General features: G+C 50.2%; 17 protein-coding genes. 9 read left to right on the top strand and 8 right to left on the bottom strand.

Translation table 11 applies throughout. From position 1 onward, the window contains the following. Positions 1 to 13: 13 nt before the first annotated feature. Complete coding sequence (locus SE18_RS04715; protein ID WP_054533266.1) at positions 14 to 3,106, top strand: type ISP restriction/modification enzyme; 3,093 nt, start codon at positions 14 to 16, stop codon at positions 3,104 to 3,106. A 227-nt stretch (positions 3,107 to 3,333) separates the two neighbouring features. Next, the gene (locus tag SE18_RS04710; RefSeq protein ID WP_054533265.1) at positions 3,334 to 4,779 is read left to right on the top strand and encodes an NOL1/NOP2/sun family putative RNA methylase; all 1,446 of its coding nucleotides are present in this window, start codon (positions 3,334 to 3,336) and stop codon (positions 4,777 to 4,779) included. Positions 4,780 to 5,091: 312 nt separating this feature from the next. On the opposite strand, the gene SE18_RS04705 is transcribed toward SE18_RS04710, so the two are convergent. Together SE18_RS04705 and SE18_RS04700 are read right to left on the bottom strand one after the other, a co-directional pair. After that, positions 5,092 to 5,532, bottom strand: coding sequence for a hypothetical protein (locus SE18_RS04705; RefSeq protein WP_054533264.1), 441 nt, complete (start codon positions 5,530 to 5,532; stop codon positions 5,092 to 5,094). A gap of 210 nt (positions 5,533 to 5,742) precedes the next feature. Next, positions 5,743 to 6,279 carry a DinB family protein gene (locus SE18_RS04700; RefSeq protein WP_054533263.1) on the bottom strand — a complete coding sequence of 179 codons (537 nt, stop codon included), beginning with the start codon at positions 6,277 to 6,279 and terminating at the stop codon, positions 5,743 to 5,745. 208 nt (positions 6,280 to 6,487) lie between these two features. Between SE18_RS04700 and SE18_RS04695 the strand changes: the two genes are divergently transcribed. From SE18_RS04695 to SE18_RS04680, 4 genes are all read left to right on the top strand, one after another. Then, positions 6,488 to 7,132: a TetR/AcrR family transcriptional regulator gene (locus SE18_RS04695; protein ID WP_054533262.1), complete on the top strand. Its 645-nt coding sequence runs from the start codon at positions 6,488 to 6,490 to the stop codon at positions 7,130 to 7,132. A gap of 29 nt (positions 7,133 to 7,161) precedes the next feature. Then, the gene (locus tag SE18_RS04690; protein WP_054533261.1) at positions 7,162 to 8,526 is read left to right on the top strand and encodes a cytochrome P450; all 1,365 of its coding nucleotides are present in this window, start codon (positions 7,162 to 7,164) and stop codon (positions 8,524 to 8,526) included. 185 nt (positions 8,527 to 8,711) lie between these two features. Further along, a complete protein-coding gene (locus tag SE18_RS04685) occupies positions 8,712 to 9,236 on the top strand; it encodes a GNAT family N-acetyltransferase (RefSeq protein WP_054533260.1) in 525 nt (174 codons plus the stop codon). 145 nt (positions 9,237 to 9,381) lie between these two features. Next, a complete protein-coding gene (locus SE18_RS04680) occupies positions 9,382 to 9,693 on the top strand; it encodes a winged helix-turn-helix domain-containing protein (RefSeq protein WP_054533259.1) in 312 nt (103 codons plus the stop codon). A gap of 53 nt (positions 9,694 to 9,746) precedes the next feature. Here SE18_RS04680 and SE18_RS04675 read toward each other — a convergent pair whose 3' ends face one another. Next, positions 9,747 to 11,759 (bottom strand): choice-of-anchor A family protein, encoded by a 2,013-nt coding sequence (locus SE18_RS04675; protein ID WP_054533258.1) that lies wholly within the window; start codon positions 11,757 to 11,759, stop codon positions 9,747 to 9,749. 305 nt (positions 11,760 to 12,064) lie between these two features. After that, positions 12,065 to 14,455, bottom strand: a complete 2,391-nt coding sequence (locus SE18_RS04670; RefSeq protein WP_054533257.1) for an ATP-binding protein — start codon at positions 14,453 to 14,455, stop codon at positions 12,065 to 12,067. Between the two features lie 198 nt (positions 14,456 to 14,653). Between SE18_RS04670 and SE18_RS04665 the strand changes: the two genes are divergently transcribed. Beyond that, positions 14,654 to 15,070: a SpoIIAA family protein gene (locus SE18_RS04665; protein ID WP_054533256.1), complete on the top strand. Its 417-nt coding sequence runs from the start codon at positions 14,654 to 14,656 to the stop codon at positions 15,068 to 15,070. Here SE18_RS04665 and SE18_RS04660 read toward each other — a convergent pair. Genes SE18_RS04660 through SE18_RS04645 form a run of 4 tightly spaced genes read right to left on the bottom strand, consistent with a single transcriptional unit; the run spans position 15,067 to position 19,611 of the window. Continuing rightward, positions 15,067 to 16,644, bottom strand: coding sequence for a polysaccharide deacetylase family protein (locus SE18_RS04660; protein WP_054533255.1), 1,578 nt, complete (start codon positions 16,642 to 16,644; stop codon positions 15,067 to 15,069). The two genes, SE18_RS04665 and SE18_RS04660, sit on opposite strands and share 4 nt — an antisense overlap. Further along, entirely contained in the window at positions 16,617 to 17,849 is a 1,233-nt protein-coding gene (locus tag SE18_RS04655; protein ID WP_054533254.1) for an alpha/beta hydrolase, read from the bottom strand. The genes SE18_RS04660 and SE18_RS04655 overlap by 28 nt, the downstream gene beginning before the upstream one ends. 3 nt (positions 17,850 to 17,852) lie before the next feature. After that, positions 17,853 to 18,806 (bottom strand): glycosyltransferase family 2 protein, encoded by a 954-nt coding sequence (locus tag SE18_RS04650; RefSeq protein WP_054533253.1) that lies wholly within the window; start codon positions 18,804 to 18,806, stop codon positions 17,853 to 17,855. Positions 18,807 to 18,810: 4 nt separating this feature from the next. Next, positions 18,811 to 19,611 carry an HAD-IIA family hydrolase gene (locus SE18_RS04645; protein ID WP_054533252.1) on the bottom strand — a complete coding sequence of 267 codons (801 nt, stop codon included), beginning with the start codon at positions 19,609 to 19,611 and terminating at the stop codon, positions 18,811 to 18,813. Positions 19,612 to 19,704: 93 nt separating this feature from the next. Here SE18_RS04645 and SE18_RS04640 point away from each other — a divergent pair, with 93 nt between their 5' ends. Together SE18_RS04640 and SE18_RS04635 are read left to right on the top strand one after the other, a co-directional pair. Beyond that, positions 19,705 to 20,322, top strand: a complete 618-nt coding sequence (locus SE18_RS04640) for an RNA polymerase sigma factor (protein WP_054533251.1) — start codon at positions 19,705 to 19,707, stop codon at positions 20,320 to 20,322. Then, positions 20,319 to 20,996 carry a hypothetical protein gene (locus SE18_RS04635; RefSeq protein WP_054533250.1) on the top strand — a complete coding sequence of 226 codons (678 nt, stop codon included), beginning with the start codon at positions 20,319 to 20,321 and terminating at the stop codon, positions 20,994 to 20,996. The genes SE18_RS04640 and SE18_RS04635 overlap by 4 nt, the downstream gene beginning before the upstream one ends.

The following is a 20,996-nucleotide window of genomic DNA, read 5'->3' as shown; positions in this document are numbered from 1 at the left end:
GAGGGTAGAACCAATGCTGTCGATTAAGCCGAATCATAAGGCGGTGCGCGAATATTATGCCAGTTTGCGCAGTTTGGCCGAGGCCCGTGCCCAACACGAGGGCGCAGTTGCCCCAGCCTTTGCGGCCTTGCTCCGCGCTTGCGCTAGCCAGATGGGCTGGACATTGGTCGAACAGTATTCAATCCGCTTGAAAAAAAGCTCGATTCGCACCGACGGCGCCTTGCTCGATAGTTTTACCCTCATTCGCGGCGTGTGGGAAGCCAAAGATAGTAGCGACGATTTGGCCACCGAGGTGCGCAAAAAGTTCGCCGCTGGCTATCCCGCCGATAATATTCTGTTTCAGGCTCCCCAACGGATTATCCTCTGGCAAGATCAACGCCAAGTGCTCGATGTGGATATTAGCCAGCCCGATGCCTTGATCGATGCGCTGCTGCTGTTTTTCAATTATCAACCACCCCAATATTTGCAATGGGATCACGCAGTGGTCGAGTTTCGCGAGCGCGTGCCCGAATTGGCCCAAGGCGTGTTGCGCTTGATCGAACGCGAAATCAACGAGAAGAATCAGCGTTTCATCGCTGCCCTCGATCGCTTTATGGCCTTGGTGCGCGAGGCGATCAATCCCAATATTTCGATCTCGGCGGTCGAGGAGATGTTGATTCAGCACTTGCTGACTGAACGTATTTTTCGCAAGGTGTTTAATAATCCCGATTTTGTCAATCGCAATGTGATTGCCCGCGAAATTGAAACGGTGATTCAGGCATTAACTTCGCGTTCGTTCAATCGTAACGATTTTCTGCGTGAACTCGACCGTTTTTATGGCGCAATCGAAACGACCGCTGCCACGATTGAGAATTTTAGCCATAAGCAAGATTTCTTGAACACGGTTTACGAGAATTTCTTCCAAGGTTTTTCGATTAAGGTTGCAGATACCCACGGCATTGTCTACACGCCGCAGCCGATTGTCGATTTTATGGTGCGCTCGGTCGAGGAATTGTTGCGCCGCGAGTTCAATACCTCGCTCGGCAACCCCGGCGTGCATGTGCTCGACCCGTTTGTGGGCACTGGTAACTTTTTGCTGCGCGTGATGCACGAAATTCCGCTGACGAAGTTGCGCCAAAAATATGCCGACGAATTGCACTGCAACGAGGTGATGTTGCTGCCCTACTACATCGCTTCGATGAATATTGAGCATTTGTATTATGAATTGACCAAGAGTTATGCAGAATTCAATGGCATTTGTTTGGTCGATACCTTTGAATTAGCCCAAGTTGGCGCAGGTCAGCAACTAGGCATGTTTGTGGCCGAAAATACCGAACGTGTGCTTAAACAGCAGCAACAAGATATTTTTGTAATCATCGGCAATCCGCCATACAACGCCCGCCAAGTTAATGAGAATGATAATAATAAAAATCGCAAGTATGAAATTATCGACCAACGTGTGGCAATGACCTATAGCCGCGATTCACAAGCAACCAACAAAAATGCCTTATCCGATCCCTATGTTAAAGCCTTCCGTTGGGCGGCTGATCGAATTACCCGTAATGGCGATGAGGGCATTGTAGCCTTTGTCACCAATGGCAGTTTTATTGATGATTTATCGTTTGATGGCATGCGCAAGCATCTCGCTCAAGATTTTGATGCAATTTATGTGCTAGATCTTGGCGGTAATGTGCGCAAAAATTCCAAACTTTCAGGCACAACCCACAATGTGTTTGGCATTCAGGTTGGGGTCAGCATCATGTTTTTGATTAAAAAACGTGGTATCCGTAAAAACAGCAATGCCACAATCTGGTATGCCCGAACTGGCGAAATGTGGAAAAAACAAGAGAAATTTGATTTGCTCAATCAAGCTGAAACTATCTCGAAGATTGAATGGCAAGAAATAAAACCAAATCGAGGACATACATGGCTTACAACAGATCTTCAAGATGACTTTGATACGTTTCTTCCAATGGGAAACAAAGATTCAAAACAAGGAAATAATAATTCTGCAATCTTTACAATGTACAGTAGAGGATTGGAAACAGCTCGTGACAGTTGGACATACAATTTTCATCGCTCTGAATTAGAAAAAAATATTCGAAAAACTATTGATTCTTACAATAGTGAGCGAATACGCTGGCTAACCAGAAGTAATAGAAATATTGAACTTGATACATTTTTAATAAATGACGAGAAGTTAATTAAGTGGAGTAGTAGCCTTAAAAGCTATTTACAACAAAATAAGCCAATTATTTTTGATCAAAATCATATTAGGGATGCTATTTATCGGCCATTTTCAAAACAATATACCTACTTTGATGACAATCTCAACCATCGTAGAGGTCGTTTTCAGTATATTATTCCTAATACTAGCACGATAGAAAACCGTGTCATTTGCGTTGTAAATGAAGCGCAAATGCCATTTTCAGCCCAAATGACAAATGTAATTCCTTGTTTGCACTATGGCGGACGGCAAACCCAATGTTTCCCATATTATGTCTACGACGAAGATAGCAGCAACCAGCGCGAAAACATCAGCGATTGGGCGCTTGAGCACTTTCGAACGCAGCTTAGCGAGCAAAGCATCAGCAAATGGGACATCTTTTATTATGTTTATGGGCTGCTGCATGCGCCGCAATATCGCGAACGCTACGCTGCCAATTTGCGCCGCGAACTGCCGCGAATTCCAATCGTAGGCTTGGCCGATTTTCAGGCCTTTGCCAAGGCAGGCCGCGAGCTAGCCGAGCTACACATCAACTACGAAAGCCAGCCAGAATACCCATTGCAATGGCTCGAAAACCGCGACGAGCCGCTGAATTGGCGGGTTGAAAGCATGAAACTCAGCAAAGATCGCACGAGTTTGCGCTACAATAATTTTCTGAGCTTGGCTGGCATTCCGGCCCAAGCCTTCGAATACAAGTTGGGCAATCGCTCGGCCCTCGATTGGGTGATTGATCAATATCGGGTCAGTACCGATGCGCGCTCTGGCATTAGCAACGATCCCAATCGCCACGACGATCCCGAGTATATTGTGCGCCTGATTGGCAAAATCATCACCGTCAGCCTAGAAACCGTGAAGATTGTGGCCGAGCTGAGCAGCAAGAGCATAGAGCAAGGAACATAGAGCTTTTTTAACCACGAAGGACACGAAGGGCACGAATGTTGATTTTATGGTACGAAAGGATTGCTTGGCAATGTAGGCAATTGCTCACCCCATCTTCCTTATCTTCCTTCCTTAGCGTGCTTCGCGTGCTTCGCGGTTTCCGTGCTTCGCGTTCTTGGCAGTTTTGGCCTTCGTGCTCTTTGTGCTCTTCGTGGATCGCTACATTGATCCCGCATAAAGGAATATCTATGACCCGTCAAATACCGCGCCAGCTTGAAGCCTATCGCGATTTATTGAATGAAACCGAACTCAACCAACTGCTTGAGAGCATAAATCAGCCCTTGCCCAGCGGTTTGCGGGTCAACCCGCTCAAGGCCGCTGCGGCTAGCCCCAAAGCCTGGCAACAAGCCTATGGCTGGCAGCTTGAGCAAGTGCCGTTCTGCCCAACTGGCTGGCAGCTTGGCAACGAAGCCAGCAACTTAAGCCGCACGGTCGAGCATCAAATGGGCCATTACTACATTCAAGATGCAGCCTCAATGTTGCCCGTCGAACTCTTTGAATTTAATCCCGAGGCCGCGCCAAGCGTGCTCGACATGACTGCTGCACCTGGTGGCAAAACCACCCATCTCATCTCGCAGCTTGGCGATCGCGGCCTGGTCGTGGCCAACGATAGCAATTTACAACGCATTTCCGGCCTCAAGGGCAATCTGCAACGCTGGGGCAGCACCTCGGCGGTTATCACCAACCAACCAGGCGAGCGCATGGGCCGTTGGCTACCAGAGCAATTTGATTATGTCTTGTTGGATGCGCCATGTAGTGGCGAAGCCTTGCGCACCAGCGAACGCCACACCAGCCGCTTAGTTTCGAGCCACGAACGCAACACCCTGCAACAACGCCAAATTAAATTGCTCGAAAGTGCGCTCCAAGCAACCCGCCCCAACGGCCAAGTGGTCTACTCAACCTGTAGCCTTGCGCCCGAGGAAGATGAGGCTGTGCTTGATGCGCTGCTCAAGCGCTACCCTGAGCAAATCGAAATTCGGCCAATTCCGCAGCGGGTGCCAATTCACGCCCCAGGCTTATTGGCGGCAGGCAATCAAGCCTACGCTGAAGAGGTTAGCAAAGCCTTGCGTTTATGGCCGCATCTCTACAATACGGCGGGCTTTTTCGCTGCGCTGATTGTCAAGCGCGATCAGATTGCCACGCCAAGCCTAGAGCGCCCGCAACAAACGCTTGCCAAAGCTGGCTACAAAGCTGTGACCAATGACGAGCAACAGCAAATTATTAGCAGCTTGCAGGATGTATATGGCTTCGATTTGCCTGCGCTCCTAGCCAGCAAAGGCCTCAGTTTATGGCGCAATGGCAAGAGCATTCAGGCGATTCCTGAGCGCTGGCTGAGCAATTTCGAGCATTTCCCGTTTGTGAGTGCAGGCATCCATGTTGGCAAACTATCGCGCCAAGGTTTTCAGCCAGCCCACGATTTGGCCTCGCGCTATGCAGCCCAATTCAGCCGACAGCGGCTCACCATCAGCGAGCACCAGATTGACGAATGGTTGGCGCGCCGCGATTTGCCAATTAAACAGCGGGCCTATACCGATGGCAGCATCGTGGTGGTCGAAGATCAGCAGCAACGCTACCTTGGTTTAGGCCAAATCAACGCCAATACTTTAGAGAATTTGCTGCCGCATTGGCAGTAGTGAGGGGCTGGGGATCAGGATTCAAGGGCCAGCAATCCTGAAACCGCAAAGGACGCGAAGATCACAAAACGTGGCGAAGCGAAGCAATAATCACAATCCATAACATGCATAGTAGGGGTGCAGGCGCTGAAAACCTCTGCGTCTCCCGCCTTGAGGCGGGACGGAAGGGTGGTGATCACAAGTGATGATTACCAAACCAACCCTTGGAATGCGCGGGGCTAGCAGTGAAAAAACGTCAATACCCCTTAAAAAACAAAAACCCCCGCGCCCGCTTAATGCAGGCGCAGGGTTGAAGTTAACAAACGGAACTACTTACTTTTTGCTAACAACTAACTCAGGCCGCCCCATTTCCTTCAAAAGTCGGGGATACATCTCATACATTGGGGTAACTGCTGGCAGGAGCTTGATAATTTTGGGAATTGGGCCTTTGGCAACAATTTGGCGGCGGGTCAAGGCAGCCATCAAATTGATTGTGCCATGCCAAAATTGGTGGGCAATATCGGCCTTCATCGACATGACAACATCGGGCTTTAAGCCAGCAACTTCACCCCAAACCACATCGAAAAATGCACCCTCTTGGGTTGGCTGACGATCAGCCAAAATGCTCACAATCCCTGCGGGATCGTCGTAGCGATACTGAATTGAGAGGCCAGATTGCTTGATTTTGGGCGCAATTTCAGGATCGCACTTGGCTTCATCATACAACGCACCAAGATACTTGATCAGTTCTTCTGAATCTTTGAATACCGACATGGGTGATGCTCCTCACGTATACAGGCTGTTCGGAGACGTGACGAGGGGAAAGTGCTTCGTCGCGCTTTTTGGCGATTATAAAGGCCATGCTGCACTTGCGTCAAGCCCAATTGGCTCCTGCACTTGATCGATTAACCAGCATCTAATCCAAAGCCGCCGATTAAGCATAATCGACGGCTAGCTTCATTGGATCGCAATTTTGCAGCGTATTTAGCTGGTTTCGATGCCATGCGCACGCTCGAAGGCGATCCGTAGGCCACCAATTTGGCTACGATGTTCTGCTTCGTGCTGGCATAAATGGTGCAGCACCCATTCTGGGGTCACGATATAACGCTCAAGTTCACGAGCGCGCCGAAAATCGGCCAAACTCATCTCGTTAAAGGTTTCTAACAACAATTCACGAATTTTTGCGAGGCGGGCGGTGTGGTGGGCAATAGGTTCGCCAAAGACTGGGGTCAAGAGGCCTTGCTTCGTGCGATGCGGGTGAGGCAAGAGGCTAGCGGCTGGCTCGGGATAGGCATCCAGCCCAAGCACTTCGTCGTACAGCCAATCTGCTTCAATCAAGGCAATATGGTAGAGCACACTGCCAATTGTGCTATCGCCATGGGGTGGCTGCCAATCGATCATGGCTTCGCTCAATTGGGCAATTTCTTCGTTGGTTCGGCGGCGCGCATCTTCCAGCGCCCAAATCCAGACACCGATTTCTGCAACAGGGTGAGCATGGTCAACAATTTTTTGTTCGCGCAAAGGCGTTCTCCTTAAGTAAGAATCTCCTGAAGTATGCTCAATAATCACCAACTTAGCCTCGTTCTTAAGCACGATCAATCAGCCCAACCGCTTGGAGCAACACAGCGATTGCTTGACAGAACCGGAGTAATGCTCCATCATGACTTATCGGTCATAAATTATGACTATCAAGTCAATAAATATGAATCCTAAGTTCAAGGACATGCAGATGGAGCAAAAAAACGCAACCCTACTGCCAATGCGTTCGTTGCGCGAGCGCCAACGGGAAGAACGAGCAGCCTTAATTCTGGAGGTTGCCCAACAACTTTTTAGCGAAAAAGGCTATCTCGAGGCCTCGATCGATGAGATTGCCGCCCGCGCTGGGATTGCCAAAGGCACAGTGTATTTACACTTTGCCAGCAAAGAAGAGCTGGTCGTGGCGCTCTTTGAACAACAATTCAATCAATTTTTGCGCCAAATTGAACAAATATTTGCCGAAGCTGTGCCAGTGCGGGTGCGGCTCGAACATTTGCTGCTCGATGTTTACAGCCGTATTCAAGCCCAAGGCAACCAAGTACTGCTCGATCTCAATCCGCGGCTTGGCTTAACCACCAACGTCATCAATAAACGCCCAGATCTGGCGGCCTATAGCGCCAAAGCCATGGAATTGATCACAGCCTTGCTGGCCGAAGGTCAAGCCAACGCTGAATTCGACCAAGCAATCCCAACCGCAGTGCTAGTCGCGACGCTTGTCAGCATGCTTGCGCCAAGTAGCTACGAACGCCTGCTTGCCAGTGGCCAAATTAGCCCCGCCGAGTTAGCAGGCTATCTTAGTCGCTCGTTTTTCCCCAATCTTGCTGGTGCGCAAGCCTAAATCATTGCTGCAATCGAAGGAGTTTTTACATGCCAACCGCCGTTCGTTCAATGCCCCATCGGCGCAGCCGTTTGGCGCTTGATATAGCACTTGAGGTCAAACGCCAAGGAACGCTCCAATTTTTTGAATCAACTTGGCGCCGCTATGGCGATCTTGCCCACCTGCAACTTGGCACGCAAGATATGTTTCTGATTGTGCATCCTGAGCATGTTAAGCGGGTGCTGGTTGAGCAACGCGACACCTATTCGAAAAAAGCGAGCTATGAAGGTGTGCGCAAACTCTTATTGGGCGATGGCTTGGTGGCAAGCACTGGCAGCTTGTGGCGGCGGCAACGCAAACTGATGGCACCATTTTTCACGCCCCGCTCGATCGAAACCTATTTGCCAATTATGCTTGATGATGGGGTTTGGTTTCGCGAGCGCTGGACAGCAGCCGCCAAACAGGGTCAGCCGCTTGATATTCTGACCGAAATGTCGGTGCTGACGGCCTCGATTATCCTCAAAAGTATGTTTAGCCTCGAAGCCGACGAAACGATTGCTTGGGTCAAACATGCGGTCGAAACCATGATTGGCTTTGCTTCAAGTCGCCAAATGAACCCATTGCATGCACCACTCTGGATGCCAACACCCAAAAATCGCGCCTACTTGGCAGCACGCAAACGGGTTAATGACTATATTCAAGGCATCATCGCCGAGCGCCAACGCCAAGCGCCAGAGCAATGGCCCAACGATTTGCTCACCCGTATGATGCAAGCGCGCGATGAAGAAACTGGCGAGCCAATGTCAACAATTTTGTTGCGCGATGAAGCAATTACGGTGTTTTTTGCAGGCCACGAAACTACCGCCCGCACCTTGTCGTTCCTGTGGTATGCCTTGGCCAATAATCCCGAGGTTGCCGAGCGTATGCAGGCCGAAATTGATCGCGTGCTTGGCGATAATCCACCAACGCTGGAGATGCTCAAGCAATTGCCCTACACTTTGCAAGTGATCAAAGAAACTTTGCGGCTCTATCCGGCTGCGCCGATGTATGCCCGCGATGCAGTTGCAACCGATGAATTTGCTGGCATCAAGGTGCCGATTGGCGCACGCATGACCGTCATGCCCTATCTTACCCATCGCCACCCCGATTTTTGGGATGATCCGCTGCGCTTTGACCCTGATCGTTGGCTGCCAGAGCGCGAAGCTCAGCGCCATCCCTTTGCCTATCATCCATTCGCCGCAGGCCAACGCATTTGCATCGGCAATAATTTCTCGTTGTTTGAATCGCATGTGATTGTGGCGATGCTGGCTCGCCATTTTGCGTTGCGCAACGTCCCAGGCCATAGCCCGCAAATTTGGATGGACGGCACGCTCGGCTCACGCAATGGCTTGCCAATGTTCATCACCCAACGCTAGGGGGATTGGGGATTGGTTGTTGGGGATCGGGGAACGGTTCATTTGGAGATGCAGGGGATCTTTATCCCCTGCATCTCGCTGCTTAAACTGCCAACCCAAAAGCTCAGTCCACGCTACGCTACTTGCGACCTGCCAAGCACCGCAGTACGATAGACAAGAACCAGATTGTTGCGCAAGGAAGGATCATGGCCAGTATTCACTTTAGCCGCTTAACTGAACCAACGACCGCCATCGCCGAAGCCTTTACCCGTTGGGAAAATGATCAGCAGATTAAGTATTTAGCCAGGTTCAACCGCAATCAAGCAGATTTAGATGCCTCTAACGAAATAACGATTGAGCAATTAACCCAGCGGATTCAACATACAGCAATCTATTTAATCTATCTTGATGAGCGCTTAATTGGCGAAATGAGTTATCAAATTGATCCGCCACTGCTGTTGCAGCCCGAAGCAAACAGTGCATGGATTGGGATCACGATTGGCGAGCATCAAGCGCGCGGCCAAGGCATTGGCAACCAAGCCCTCGCCTATTTAGAGCAACAAATTGCCGCCCAAGGTCTTAGCCGAATTGAACTAGGAGTATTTGAATTTAACCAGCCAGCCTTTGCGCTCTATACAAAACGTGGCTACCACGAAATTGGCCGCATCAACGCTTTCACCTACTGGCAAGGGCGAATGTGGGCAGATATTCGTATGGAAAAACGATTTTAGCCTAGCTGAGTGCAACGAGCCAGCATCAAATCTGCCGTAGCTTCACTTGACATAGCCTGAGGGCGGTGCTATCCTAGCCCAAAATTCTGTGTAGCAGAATTATATCCTTGTAAAACTAATAATTACAGCAAACAGTGAGGATTCGATGGATAAACACATCAAAACCATCGCCCAACTTAATCGGCTTGTACATGAACCAGTTCGCTTACAAGTGATGAGCTATCTTGCTACCGTTGATGAAGCAGATTTTCTGTATCTGATGAATGAACTTGAGCTAACCCAAGGCAACCTTGGCTCGCACATGAGCAAGCTTGAGGCTGAAGGCTATATCTCAGTTACCAAAGAATTTGTGGCCCGCCGCCCACGCACCAGCTATCGCCTCACCTCCGATGGCAAGGTCGCGATCAAGCAATATTGGCGCCTGATGCGTTCGATTGTCAGCGATGTCAATGAATAAACAAAAAAGGCCTTGGGCAATTGCCCAAGGCCTTTTGCTTGCCTTTGCGTTTCTTAGCGAACAGTTCTGCTTTGGGCAATCGCTGGCAAACAGCCGTTGAATGGATAATGGTGTGATTCACCATAGCCAATCAATGAGTTGCCAATCAAGGTACCATTGATTTGGCCATTATCGAAGCTGACATCAGCAAATGGAGCCAAAATCGTACCCTTGATTCCAATCCCTGCCAACTTGAAGCTGGTAGCTTGGTAGAAGTTGTACACAATCTTGGTTTGATCAACATTGGTCAAGAAGGTTTCAAAATTTTGCATTTGATTGTTCGTGCCAGTGATATTGACCAAAACTGATGAACTAGCTGGAACATTGATCTTCAAGCCATTGGTGGTATTCAATTTCGCACCATCAACCGTGAAGATGTTCAGGCTGGTGTTGCTACCATTCAGCTTGATTTCGCCCCACGATTCATAGACTGTCGTGCCATTTGCACTCAACCCACCCCATGCTTGCGAGCGTTCGCGCAAGAAGGTTTGCTCGTTGGCAAAGTTGATTGGTTGGCCTTGGCGAATCGTACCGTTCAAGACACTAACGCCATTCAATGATTTGCTCGTGCCATAAACCACGTTGCCGTTGTAAACCGAGCCATTGGTGTAGGTCAATGAACCACCAGCAATCAAATCGTCGCGCGTCCCATTCGAGTTGCTCAAGCGCACGCCAACCCCAAAGTTTTGGAAGTTGATGTTGCCACCAGCTGCAACCCGACCTTCAATATCGGTGTTGCTTTGGGTAATGTTGCCAAAGGTAAAGACATTGAAATCGCCAGCAGTGCCTAACCCTTGTGGGATACATTGGTTACCAGGTACAGGCGTACTGGTTGGTACTGGAGTACTAGTTGCAGTTGGCAATGGTGTACTTGTCGCTGTTGGTACTGGCGTGTTGGTTGCAGTTGGCAACGGCGTGTTGGTCGCAGTTGGCAATGGTGTGTTGGTTGCAGTTGGCAACGGCGTGTTGGTTGCGGTTGGCAACGGCGTGTTGGTTGCGGTTGGCAACGGCGTGTTGGTTGCGGTTGGCAACGGCGTGTTGGTTGCGGTTGGCAACGGCGTGTTGGTCGCAGTTGGCAATGGTGTACTTGTCGCTGTTGGTACTGGCGTGTTGGTTGCAGTTGGCAACGGCGTGTTGGTTGCGGTTGGCAACGGCGTGTTGGTTGGCGTGCTGCGGCGAATGCTGAAATTGACAGCAATTGGCTCACAGCGAATTGCCAACGATTCGCCAAACAAACCAACGTAGGTTGCGCTCAAGCGATAATCGCCTTCAGGCTTGGTGCTCGAATCCCAGCCATTTGGCTGAGCACCATTATTGCCCATGAAATAGTATGGCGAGTTTACATCGGTGTAATTGGTGGTTTGTGCACCAGTCAAAGCAAACTCAACTTTTTGGGGCAAAGCACCAGTAACTTCAGCCTGGATATTCAAAACGCCGCTGACCAATTGGTTGTTGCTTACCCCGCTCAAGCGGCTAATTTGGCCTTGCGCACAAACTTCTTGCACTGGAGGCGCACAATAGTTGGTATTAGGGAAGCGAGTTGAAAGCAAACGATCGCCATAGCGTTGGCCAACCAGTGATTCCAATACTGGCCCACGGAAAATATCAAGTTGGGCTTTGCAATCAGGAATCGCAACATTCATGGTAATGGTTTGGCGTGGCCCAACAGTATACATGGTGTAATCAAACACCTGTTGATTGCCAATCCGATCATCAAACATGCGATATGCGGCAATCCCAACCTGATAGGCACAATTGTACGAGTTATTGTACACAGCCCCAGCAGTGTTGGAGGTAAACCAGCCAGTCAATGAACGAGTGTTCGTTGCATCACAAAGAGCCGGAGTTGGAGTGGTTAACACTGCGGCGACTGCTACTGGTGAAGAGACCGATTCCACCACTCGCACCGTAGCTTGCACTGCCTGCGGTGTTTTGACAGTTTGGCGTGGAGTTGCAGCCCAAACGCTAAAAGGAACGCCTAAGACCGCCACCAGCAACACGGCCAACCAAACGACACGTTGCTTCATAAAGCACCCTCAATAATAGAGCTAAAGTACTACACAAATAAAGACCTTTCTATCATAATCTAGCCGTCCTATAAAGCAAGGTAGAGATTTGTTTTTATTATGTGTGAATATCGCAACATCTTTTCCCATCTGGTACTAGGACTTTCAGTCTATGCGCTTTTCAGTCATTTAGCTATAAATTCATTAAAATTCTAGAATATATATTCCGTACTAATCTAAATAGTTATTAAAGTAGTGATTATTGTACGTTAGCTAAAGCAAAGCCCGCCAATTGGCGGGCTGCAACGTTAAGCTTGCTGAAGATCTTATAGCGCTAAGGCTGTTTTGGTCGCTTGTAAGCTAGCGGCGAAACTCAAGGCCACGTTTGGCTCAAGCTGATCGAGGCCAGTTTGGGCCAGCCATTGTTGTTCGGCAACACTTTGATACAAGCCACGTTCTTGGCGAATTTGTTGGGCGCTTGCCATTAGTTGCACTGCCAATTCTGGATGTGTTCCTGCAACCAGCGCAGCGCAGTGTTGAACAATCATCAAATCATAACGCCGTAGCTCGGTTGTCGCAGCAATTGCCAGCATAGATTGGGCGTACTGCTGCATTCCAGCCTGATCATTGGTTGCAATTGCCAAACGTGTTGCTAAAATAGCATAATATAAGCGAAATTCCTGAATCAATGCCTCAACTGGTTCAAGTTTTGCTAAATAGTCGCTAGCTTGAGCATAATTGCTCGTTGCGATTGCAATTTCTGCTTGTTTAATCCAGCTTCGTTGCATTGCTTCTTGATTACCAACTGCGCGCCAAGCTTGCTCAGCCTCGCCAAAATGCAACTCGGCTTGGGCATGATCAGCTTGTTCAGCTGCCGCTATTCCCCGTGCATAGCGAATATAGGCCAAATTATCGTGATCGTTAATGGCATACGCATTAACAAACGCTTGATCAAACCATTGCGTCGCCTCAGCATAGCGCCCATAATCAACCGCCACTAAACCTAAATTGATTTGGCTGAGAAACATATCCCATGTTTGATTCAGCTGTTGTTTAAGCGCAAGGGCTTGCTCAAAATAGGCTTGAGCTGTAGCTAATTGATTGCGTTCTTGGGCTAAAGTGCCAAGATTATGTAACATTAAGATTTCGCGTTGTTGATTTCCAACCGTGCGTGCCAAGGCCAATGCTGCTTCAAACGCGATTTGTGAATCGTGCAAGCGCCCAAGCGTGCCATATAAAACTGCCAAATTACCAATTGCGCTAATCTCATCGTGCGGTAATTTCAGTTCCTGCCATAAACGTCTGGCTTCAATTAAATAATTCTCAGCTTCATCAAATCGGTTCAAACTAATTAACAAACCACCTAAACCGGTGGCAATGCGTGCAATTGCACTTAAATCACTGCGATTTGGGTGCTGATAGGTTTGTTCGAGCCAGGCGACCGCTTCACGATACGCGCTTGTCCGATACCAATAAAAATAAAGGTTGCCAGCAATGCGCTGGGCAATCAGACCATCGCTGCTTTCCAGCGACCAATTGATTGCTTGGCGAATATTATGAATCTCGCCCCGAGCTTGTTCGATCCATTTCGCGCCATCAGCGCCGCGAATGTGCTGTTGCACCGACTCACTTAGCGCTTGATAATGCAGCGCATGCCGTTCTTGCAAATAATAAAAACGGCCTGTTTTTTGCAATTGTTCTAAAGCATATTCCCGCACTGCGTCAATCATAATAAAGCGCGGTTGTTGGCCAGGCAGTTGTTCAGTTTGCAACAAATGGCGATCGATCAGCGCATTCAGGCTAGTTTCAAACGGCAAACCCTCAACCAACCCAACCTGCTTAATCGTGTCGCTGGTTGCCCCGCCAGCAAACACACCCAGCTGAATAAAAATATCTTTGGCATCAGCGGGCAACATGCTGACGCTCCATGCCAGCACAGGCTTAATAATCGCTTGGCGCGCTGATTGCTTGGGGTTCAAGGCAGCCATCGAAAGATGGTTGCGCACGAAAAAAAGCAAATCTTGCGGGGTAAGCGAGGCACTATGGGCGGCAATTAACTCAATCGCCAAGGGCAACCCTTGCACCAACCGACAAATATCGACCAAAGCTGCGGCGTTGTCGGCGCTCAAACGAAAACGCGGTTGGCGCGTCCGCATGCGTTCAACAAACAAGTTAACCGCACTATATTGCTCTAAATCTTCAAGGCTATAGTCTTCGCCAACCTCTGGATATTGCAAAGCAGGCACCATAATCGAGGTTTCATCGGCAACCTCCAGCGCTTGGCGACTGGTAATCAAACAGGTTAGGCCAGGTGCGCGGCGCACCAAGGCTTGGATTTCGCTGGCAGCTGCGGCAACTTGCTCAAAATTATCAAGAATTAACAGAATTTGTTTATCGGCTAAGGCCAAAACCAACGAATCCAAAATTGCTTCATTGTGCGACTCTTCAACGCCGAGCGTAGCGGCAATCGTTGGCAACACAAATTGAGCTTGTGAAACTGGGGCCAAGGCCACAAAATAGCGCCCATCGCGAAAAACCTCGCCAACTTGCTCAGCAACCTCTAAACTGAGACGGGTTTTGCCAGCCCCACTTTGGCCATAGAGGGTTACCAAACGTGCTTGAGCCTCCAACAAAAGGTCAAGCACCAAAGTGCGAGCACGGGTGCGACCAATTAGGCGCGTGGCATATTGGGGCAATTGTGATGGTAATAATGGCATAACAAAACCTCATCACCGCGAAACATGCAGTAAGGTTTTACTGTAATGATTCATTTGCAGCTTGGCAAGGTTGATTCTTGTCCCTCAATCGGGCTATCTTTTAACTGGCTTAAGTCAACAAATCACCCGTAAAATTCCCCCAAACGGAGCATAGAACTATGCTATGCTTGCATATGATGAGGCCAAACAGGTTAGCCTATGCCAGTGATAGCAAAAGCCATGGTGCTGATACCACATTCCTATACAACCCGTAGTTCGATTATCACGCTCGACGGTGATGGTATTATTGTGATCAAAATTCGGCCAGGCATTCAAGAGACGGTTGAGGACGCAGAAGAGAATCTTGCAGCAGTCGATCTATTAGCTGGTAGCATTCGCCGCCCACGCTTGCTCGATTTGCGCGAGGCCTTGCCGATTTCACGCGAAGTTCGGCGCTTTTATATGCAGCCAGCCACCCGCAACAGCGCCACGATTGTCGCGCTGTTGGTCGATTCGACGCTCAGTCGGGTGATTGCCAATTTGATTATTGGCTTAACTGGTAATAGCCAAGCGGTGCAGGTATTCAGCGATGAACAGGCCGCTCGCCAATGGTTACGTCAAGCAAATGTCAATTAGTTTTGGCTGCGCTCAAGCTGAGCCACAAAATCCTCAAACGAATTCTTGCCCGAAATAGTAATCCGATTCCAAATCAACGGATCGTCGTTGGCGGTATCGCTGGTTTGGCGGGTGGTTGTCGCACTCAGATAGCCCGCCTCACGGACTAGCTCAATAGTCAGGGCATTGTAGCGGCCATACGGGTAGCAAAAATGGCGAATCTCTAGCCCCAAATGTTGCTCTAGCTCACGTTTACTATGCGCAATTTCAATCCATTGGGCTTCGCGATCAAGCGTGGTTAAATCGGGGTGAACCCGCGTATGCGAGCCAATTGTCACTAGCGGCGATTGACTCAGCTCTTGCAATTGCTGCCAACTCACATAGGCTGGCTCGCCAACCAAGGCCACAGGAATATAGGCAGTGATTGGCACATTCAAGCTTTGAACAATTGGAAAGGCCTGCTCATATAAATCGCGGTAGCCATCATCAAGCGTAATAACCACCGGATGTTCGGGCAGGCTGATTTCGCCGCGTTGCGCAGCCAACACCATATCCAAACTCACCACATGAAAATTATGGCTTTGCAAATATTCGAGCTGGCGTTTAAATTCAGCTGGAGCCACCGATAAACTATCGCGCAAACGATCAGCAGGATTAGGGTTTTGCGAAATATAATGATAGGTCAACATGGTCACATGCAAGGCTTGGTATTCCCATGGCCGCAAGCCATAGCGCCATTCCAAGGCATGTTGGCCAACATTGCCCATTTCAACCTGCCAACCAACCGGATTGCTTGGGGTATAGGTTAAGGTGCGGCGCTCAAACAATTGGACCAAAACCTCGCGCTCAACTCCATCAACCAAGGTCTGCGTCCAAAACGCTGGGCTAATTGGCCGACCAAAGACATACAAGACTTCGCGAGCCTGCGCTTGCACATAGTTCCACAGCACCGCTGGCACGGTTTGGCCGGTCACTTCATCGCGCTGGCTGCCGCTGGTTTCGGGGTAGCGCTCGGCCAACCTTGGGTCAGCCCAAACCTGCACGCCCGTTGCTTCGTGGCTCAACCAATTGGTAACTGCTTGGCCGCGCAAATCAGCACCTGCTTGGTCGTTCAAGGTCAAAAACTCAGCCCAATCGCGGTAGCGTGGTGCGCGATTGGAGGCCACTGCATCGCCAGCGACTGGTTGCTCCGAGCCACAGCCGCCGCTTGCACATTGATCGCGCCAATCTGCATTGCCAATTTGCAAGCGTCCAGTGACTAATTCAAGCACCAAAAGGCCATTGGTAATGTACCATGGCGATTTGCTTGCACGATTGGGATCGGTAATTTCCATGCGCGCTTTGGGGTAGTAGCGCACCCAACGCAATTGGCGTGGGCTTTCTGCATAGCGCTCTTGGGTTTGCCATAATTGTTGCGGCCCCCACAGCCACGCTTGCTCCGCGCCACGTTGGCCATCGGTGCTTTGCCACAACTGGTCGAAGGCCCGATCCTCACCTAAAATAATCCGTGCCGTTGTGCTTTGAGGCAGCAACAACGGCACAAGAACCAACAACCCAAGCCAAAATCTTAGGGTTTTTGCCAATCCAACGCCCATGCAACCTCTCGATCGATGTGGTCGCGCCAAAAAGCCCAGGCATGGCCTTGTGGATATTCTGCATAGTTGAGCTGCACTCCAGCGCCAACCAGAATATCGCGCAAGGTTCGATTGCCTTCTAGGAAATTGCATTCATCGCCAGTGACCGGCCCGCCAATACATGTCTCATAGGTTCCCACCACAGTCACAATCCGTGCATTTACTGGCGGTTGAATTGACATCAGGGTGAGCAGGCGGCCATTTTGGCGAGAAACAAAACCTGATTGATTGACCACAGCGCCAAATACCTCAGGATATTGTAAGGCCAAATAGAGCGAAATCAAGCCACCATATGAATCGCCAACCACAACTCGTTGCTTAGGATCATTGATCGTGCTGTATTTGCTATCGATCATCGGCACTAATTCGGTCGCGAAAAATTCGCTATAGGCATCGTTGAGGTCATAATCGCGTTGGCGACCTTGCTCACGGCTTGGCTTGACAAACACAGCAATCAAAGGCGGCAAAATCTGGTCAGCAATCGCATTATCCAAAATCGTTGGCGTAAAAGCATAGTTTTGGTAATCATCGCCATCTTGGAAATAGACGCTGGGATATTGCTTGGCTGGATCGTAATTAGGCGGCAAATAGACGTGCAATTGATGGGTTGTTTTGCTAATTTCGGTGTAATAATTACCCAATTCTTCAAGCGTGCCTTTTGGTACGTCGCTGCGCGAAATGATTTCGGTTGGCGTAACGTATTCGGGCATGCGCAACTCGGAATTCAAGCCCATGCTGCTTGGAACCACGGTTGTGTTCCGTGGATCGTTGATCAAGCCGCCGCCGCCACCAACCCCAAAACGATAATCGATGCGCGCGGTTGGGCTGATGGTTTGGACAACGCCCCACCAATTGGTCGTGCCAAGTCGCTCCATCGGAATCGTCTGAAACCAATTGGTCAGATCGCTTGATAATTCCATACGTGGAGCATCTTTTTCGACCATAAACAAGGCTTGATCACCTTGGGTCAAGGGGCTGGTTGGAAACACTGCATTAAAATCGTTAATTAATTTGAGTTGCGCTGCTTGATCGTCGGTTTTGGCCAATTGCTCGCGCAATTGATTAAAGCTGGTGATCGGTTGGCTGGCATCATACGTGACCGCCGCGCCACCACAACTTGCCAAAAGCACACTTAATATGAGAAATAAAGCAATAAATCGCTGCATAGATTAATCCTTTGGTTGATTGGAAGGTTGGATGACTTGGCGAACTTTAGCCCAAGCCCAGGTTCGGCGACGCAATTCAGCTTGATCAATTGTCTGCTGCTGCCATTGCCAAACCGCTGCTAAGCTACGTTGCAGGCCAGCAAACGTCATCAAACGTCGATACCAACGATTGAAACGTTGGCCATAAGCCAAGCGAAAAAATTGCGCTCGCGCTTGTTGCAATGCCAAAAACGAGCGCACCCGAAATTGGCTTGAGCTTGCGCCGCCATGATGAATCACGGTTGCCTGCGGCACTTGCCAAATTGCCCAGCCAGCTTGACGAATGCGCCAGCAAAGCTCGACTTCTTCTGCATAGAGCCAAAAATCTTCGTTAAACATGCCGACTTCGGCCAAGGTTGCGGCCCGCACCAGCATCGCCGCGCCCAAGGGATGGTCGATCGCAAAGGCTGCATCGCCGCCATCTTGCGGGTAGCGGCCATTCAGCGGGTGGTGATACAGCCGCCCAAAACCCCGCCCACGCGGCGGATAGAGATCGAACACGCTCATCAACAAGGTTGGAAAGCGAAAAGCGGCAACTTGAAACGAGCCATCGGGATAGCGTAAGCGTGGCGCAACCATGCCAACCCGCGAATGCTGTTCTAAAAACGCCACAAGTTCTTCTAAGGAGCTGCTGGTCAGCTGGGCATCAGGGTTGAGCAACAACAGATAGGTTGGTTGGGCAAGCAAGGCATGGCGAATACCCAGATTATTGGCCTTGGCAAAGCCCAAATTTGCCCCCGCTTCGATGACCTGCGCTTGCGGGAACTCAGCTTGCACCATGGCAACGCTGCCATCGTGCGAAGCATTATCGACCACAATTACCGTGGTTGGCAGGCTGCTCAGGGCTAGGCTGGCCAAACATTCGCGCAACAAATCGCGGGTATTATACGAAACAATAATCACTGGAATTGGCTGCATCCTGCTACTCCCGACCTGCGGCAAGTTGCGCTAAAATGCCAGCCAAATCATCGGCCACAAGATCAATCTCCGGTTGCCATGCTTGGGCTTGTTGCATGCTATGCACGCCGCTGCCCACAAAGGCGGTGGCAATTCCAACCTGCTGCGCGCCTGCAATATCGGTATCCAAACGATCGCCGACCATCAAGGTTTGTTCAGGTGTTACGCCAAACAAGTGCAAGGCTGCTTCAAACATGGCAGGTTCAGGCTTGCCAATCACTTCTGGCGTGCAATCGCTAGCTGCTGCCAAGGCCGCCACAATTGCGCCAGCCCCAGGAATCAAGCCCTCTGGTGCAGGAAAGGTGCGGTCGCTATTGGTGGCGATAAACGCTGCGCCAGCCCGTAAGGCCAAGGTTGCGGTTTTCAAGCGGGCATAGGTCAGGTTGAAATCCACCCCAACCACCACCGCCGCCACATCGCTCTCGGCGGGCACAAAATAGCCATCAGCAAACAACGACGCTTGAATGCCGTCCATGCCAATCGCTAGCAAGCGCGTGCCCTGCTGGTAGCGGGTGCGCAATAAGGTTGCCGTCGCCGTCGATGAGGTAATCACATGCTCAACAGAAATCGCAATCCCCAACTGCTGAAGATGGCTGGCAAAGGTCGCAGGCAATTGCGATGAATTATTGGTTAAACAGGCATACCCTAAGCCTAAGCGATCAAGCACACTAGTTAATTCCGCCGCACCTGGCAAAATCTCCCCGCCGCGATGCAAAACGCCATCCATATCGAGCAAGATGAGCTTTAACTGCTTGAGATTGAGCATGCCGAAAAATCCCCATAAAAAACAACTTCTCCCGATTGTACCACCGCCACGAGTTGCCAACACGTTCATACTGCGATCTAAAGGTTATGAAATATGACATGGAACCAAACCAGCCCGAGCGGTGTAGAACTTAACAAAGCAGCCAAATCAGGAGCATCTGCCGTGGATCAAGCCCAGCAGCCCGCTGATCTCGCCCAAACCTGGGCAACCCAAATTCTCGCCCATCAAACAGCGATCTTTCGCTTGGCCTATTTGATGGTGGGCGATACGCTGATTGCCGAAGATTTGGCCCAAGAAACGGTTATGCGCGCCTTGCGGATGCAGCATCAGTTTGATAGTGAGCGCCCGTTGAAGCCATGGCTTTTGCAAATTACCGCCAATCTGGCGCGAAATTATCGCCGTTCGTTGCGCCGTTATCTGCGTGCCTTGCAACGCTTTGCCTTGCAACAGCCAGTACACAGCGAATTTAACGAAACCAGCGGCCCAGCCTGGGAGGCAACCCAACTTTGGCAAGCAATTGGTCGGCTGGCGCAACGCGAACAAGAGGTCATTTATTTGCGCTATTTTTTGGAATTAAGCGAGCAGGAAACTGCCCAAGCACTTGGAATTGCCCAAGGCACGGTCAAATCGCGCTTACATCGCGCGTTGGTGCGCTTGCGCGGCGTGGTCGATGGCGAATTTCCCGAGTTGCGAACGGAGCGTTGCGCATGAACCAACCACCAGAATCCTACCCAGAAGAAACTTTGCGCAAACAAGCCCAAGCGTTTCCCTACCCGCCAACGCCGCAGTTACACATCACGCGCCCACGTCGCTCGGTCTGGCCATTACGGCTTGGTGTGGCGGTCGCAGTCGTGCTGCTTTTGAGTTTCACGCTGCCGATAGTGCGGGCACACGTTGGGCGCTGGCTGCAAGTTGGCACTATTTTTATTGGCAATCAGCCAGCAACTATGCTGCCAAAGCCAACCCAAATTCAGCCCGGCCAAGTAAGCGAGGTCAATTGGCTACCCACAAGTTCGTTGCTTGGCCCGCCCGATCAAGTGTTGGATTTAGAGCCATATCCCCATGTGCAGCGCTTGATGTGGTTCAGTCAAGCCCAAACCATCACGCTTGATTTGCTTGATTCGCAGGCATGGGCTGGCAAAACCGTGCTCGCGCTTGATAACGTGACGCGGACGCATGTTCACAAACAACCAGCGGTTTGGCTACAAGGCCAGCGCGAATTGACCTTTTTTGATCCTGGCACAACCCAAATCTACCAAACCACAAGCTTGAGCACCACCGCGACCTTAATTTGGACTGATGATCAGCGGACCTATCGACTTGAAACCAGCAGCGATCTGGCCACAATGCGCCAAATTGCCGAATCGTTGAGCCAAGGAGAATAA

This window comes from Herpetosiphon geysericola (assembly GCF_001306135.1).
GTDB classification, from domain to species: Bacteria; Chloroflexota; Chloroflexia; order Chloroflexales; family Herpetosiphonaceae; genus Herpetosiphon; species Herpetosiphon geysericola.
The sequence above is the reverse complement of the archived record's forward strand: the minus strand, read 5'-3'. Positions and strand labels throughout refer to the sequence as shown.

Coding starts and splice junctions, on each gene's coding strand:
- SE18_RS04715 (WP_054533266.1), top strand. CDS start 14: ATGCTGTCGATTAAGCCGAATCATAAGGCGGTGCGCGAATATTATGCC.
- SE18_RS04710 (WP_054533265.1), top strand. CDS start 3,334: ATGACCCGTCAAATACCGCGCCAGCTTGAAGCCTATCGCGATTTATTG.
- SE18_RS04705 (WP_054533264.1), bottom strand. CDS start 5,532: ATGTCGGTATTCAAAGATTCAGAAGAACTGATCAAGTATCTTGGTGCG.
- SE18_RS04695 (WP_054533262.1), top strand. CDS start 6,488: ATGGAGCAAAAAAACGCAACCCTACTGCCAATGCGTTCGTTGCGCGAG.
- SE18_RS04690 (WP_054533261.1), top strand. CDS start 7,162: ATGCCAACCGCCGTTCGTTCAATGCCCCATCGGCGCAGCCGTTTGGCG.
- SE18_RS04685 (WP_054533260.1), top strand. CDS start 8,712: ATGGCCAGTATTCACTTTAGCCGCTTAACTGAACCAACGACCGCCATC.
- SE18_RS04680 (WP_054533259.1), top strand. CDS start 9,382: ATGGATAAACACATCAAAACCATCGCCCAACTTAATCGGCTTGTACAT.
- SE18_RS04675 (WP_054533258.1), bottom strand. CDS start 11,759: ATGAAGCAACGTGTCGTTTGGTTGGCCGTGTTGCTGGTGGCGGTCTTA.
- SE18_RS04670 (WP_054533257.1), bottom strand. CDS start 14,455: ATGCCATTATTACCATCACAATTGCCCCAATATGCCACGCGCCTAATT.
- SE18_RS04665 (WP_054533256.1), top strand. CDS start 14,654: ATGCCAGTGATAGCAAAAGCCATGGTGCTGATACCACATTCCTATACA.
- SE18_RS04660 (WP_054533255.1), bottom strand. CDS start 16,644: ATGGGCGTTGGATTGGCAAAAACCCTAAGATTTTGGCTTGGGTTGTTG.
- SE18_RS04655 (WP_054533254.1), bottom strand. CDS start 17,849: ATGCAGCGATTTATTGCTTTATTTCTCATATTAAGTGTGCTTTTGGCA.
- SE18_RS04650 (WP_054533253.1), bottom strand. CDS start 18,806: ATGCAGCCAATTCCAGTGATTATTGTTTCGTATAATACCCGCGATTTG.
- SE18_RS04645 (WP_054533252.1), bottom strand. CDS start 19,611: ATGCTCAATCTCAAGCAGTTAAAGCTCATCTTGCTCGATATGGATGGC.
- SE18_RS04640 (WP_054533251.1), top strand. CDS start 19,705: ATGACATGGAACCAAACCAGCCCGAGCGGTGTAGAACTTAACAAAGCA.
- SE18_RS04635 (WP_054533250.1), top strand. CDS start 20,319: ATGAACCAACCACCAGAATCCTACCCAGAAGAAACTTTGCGCAAACAA.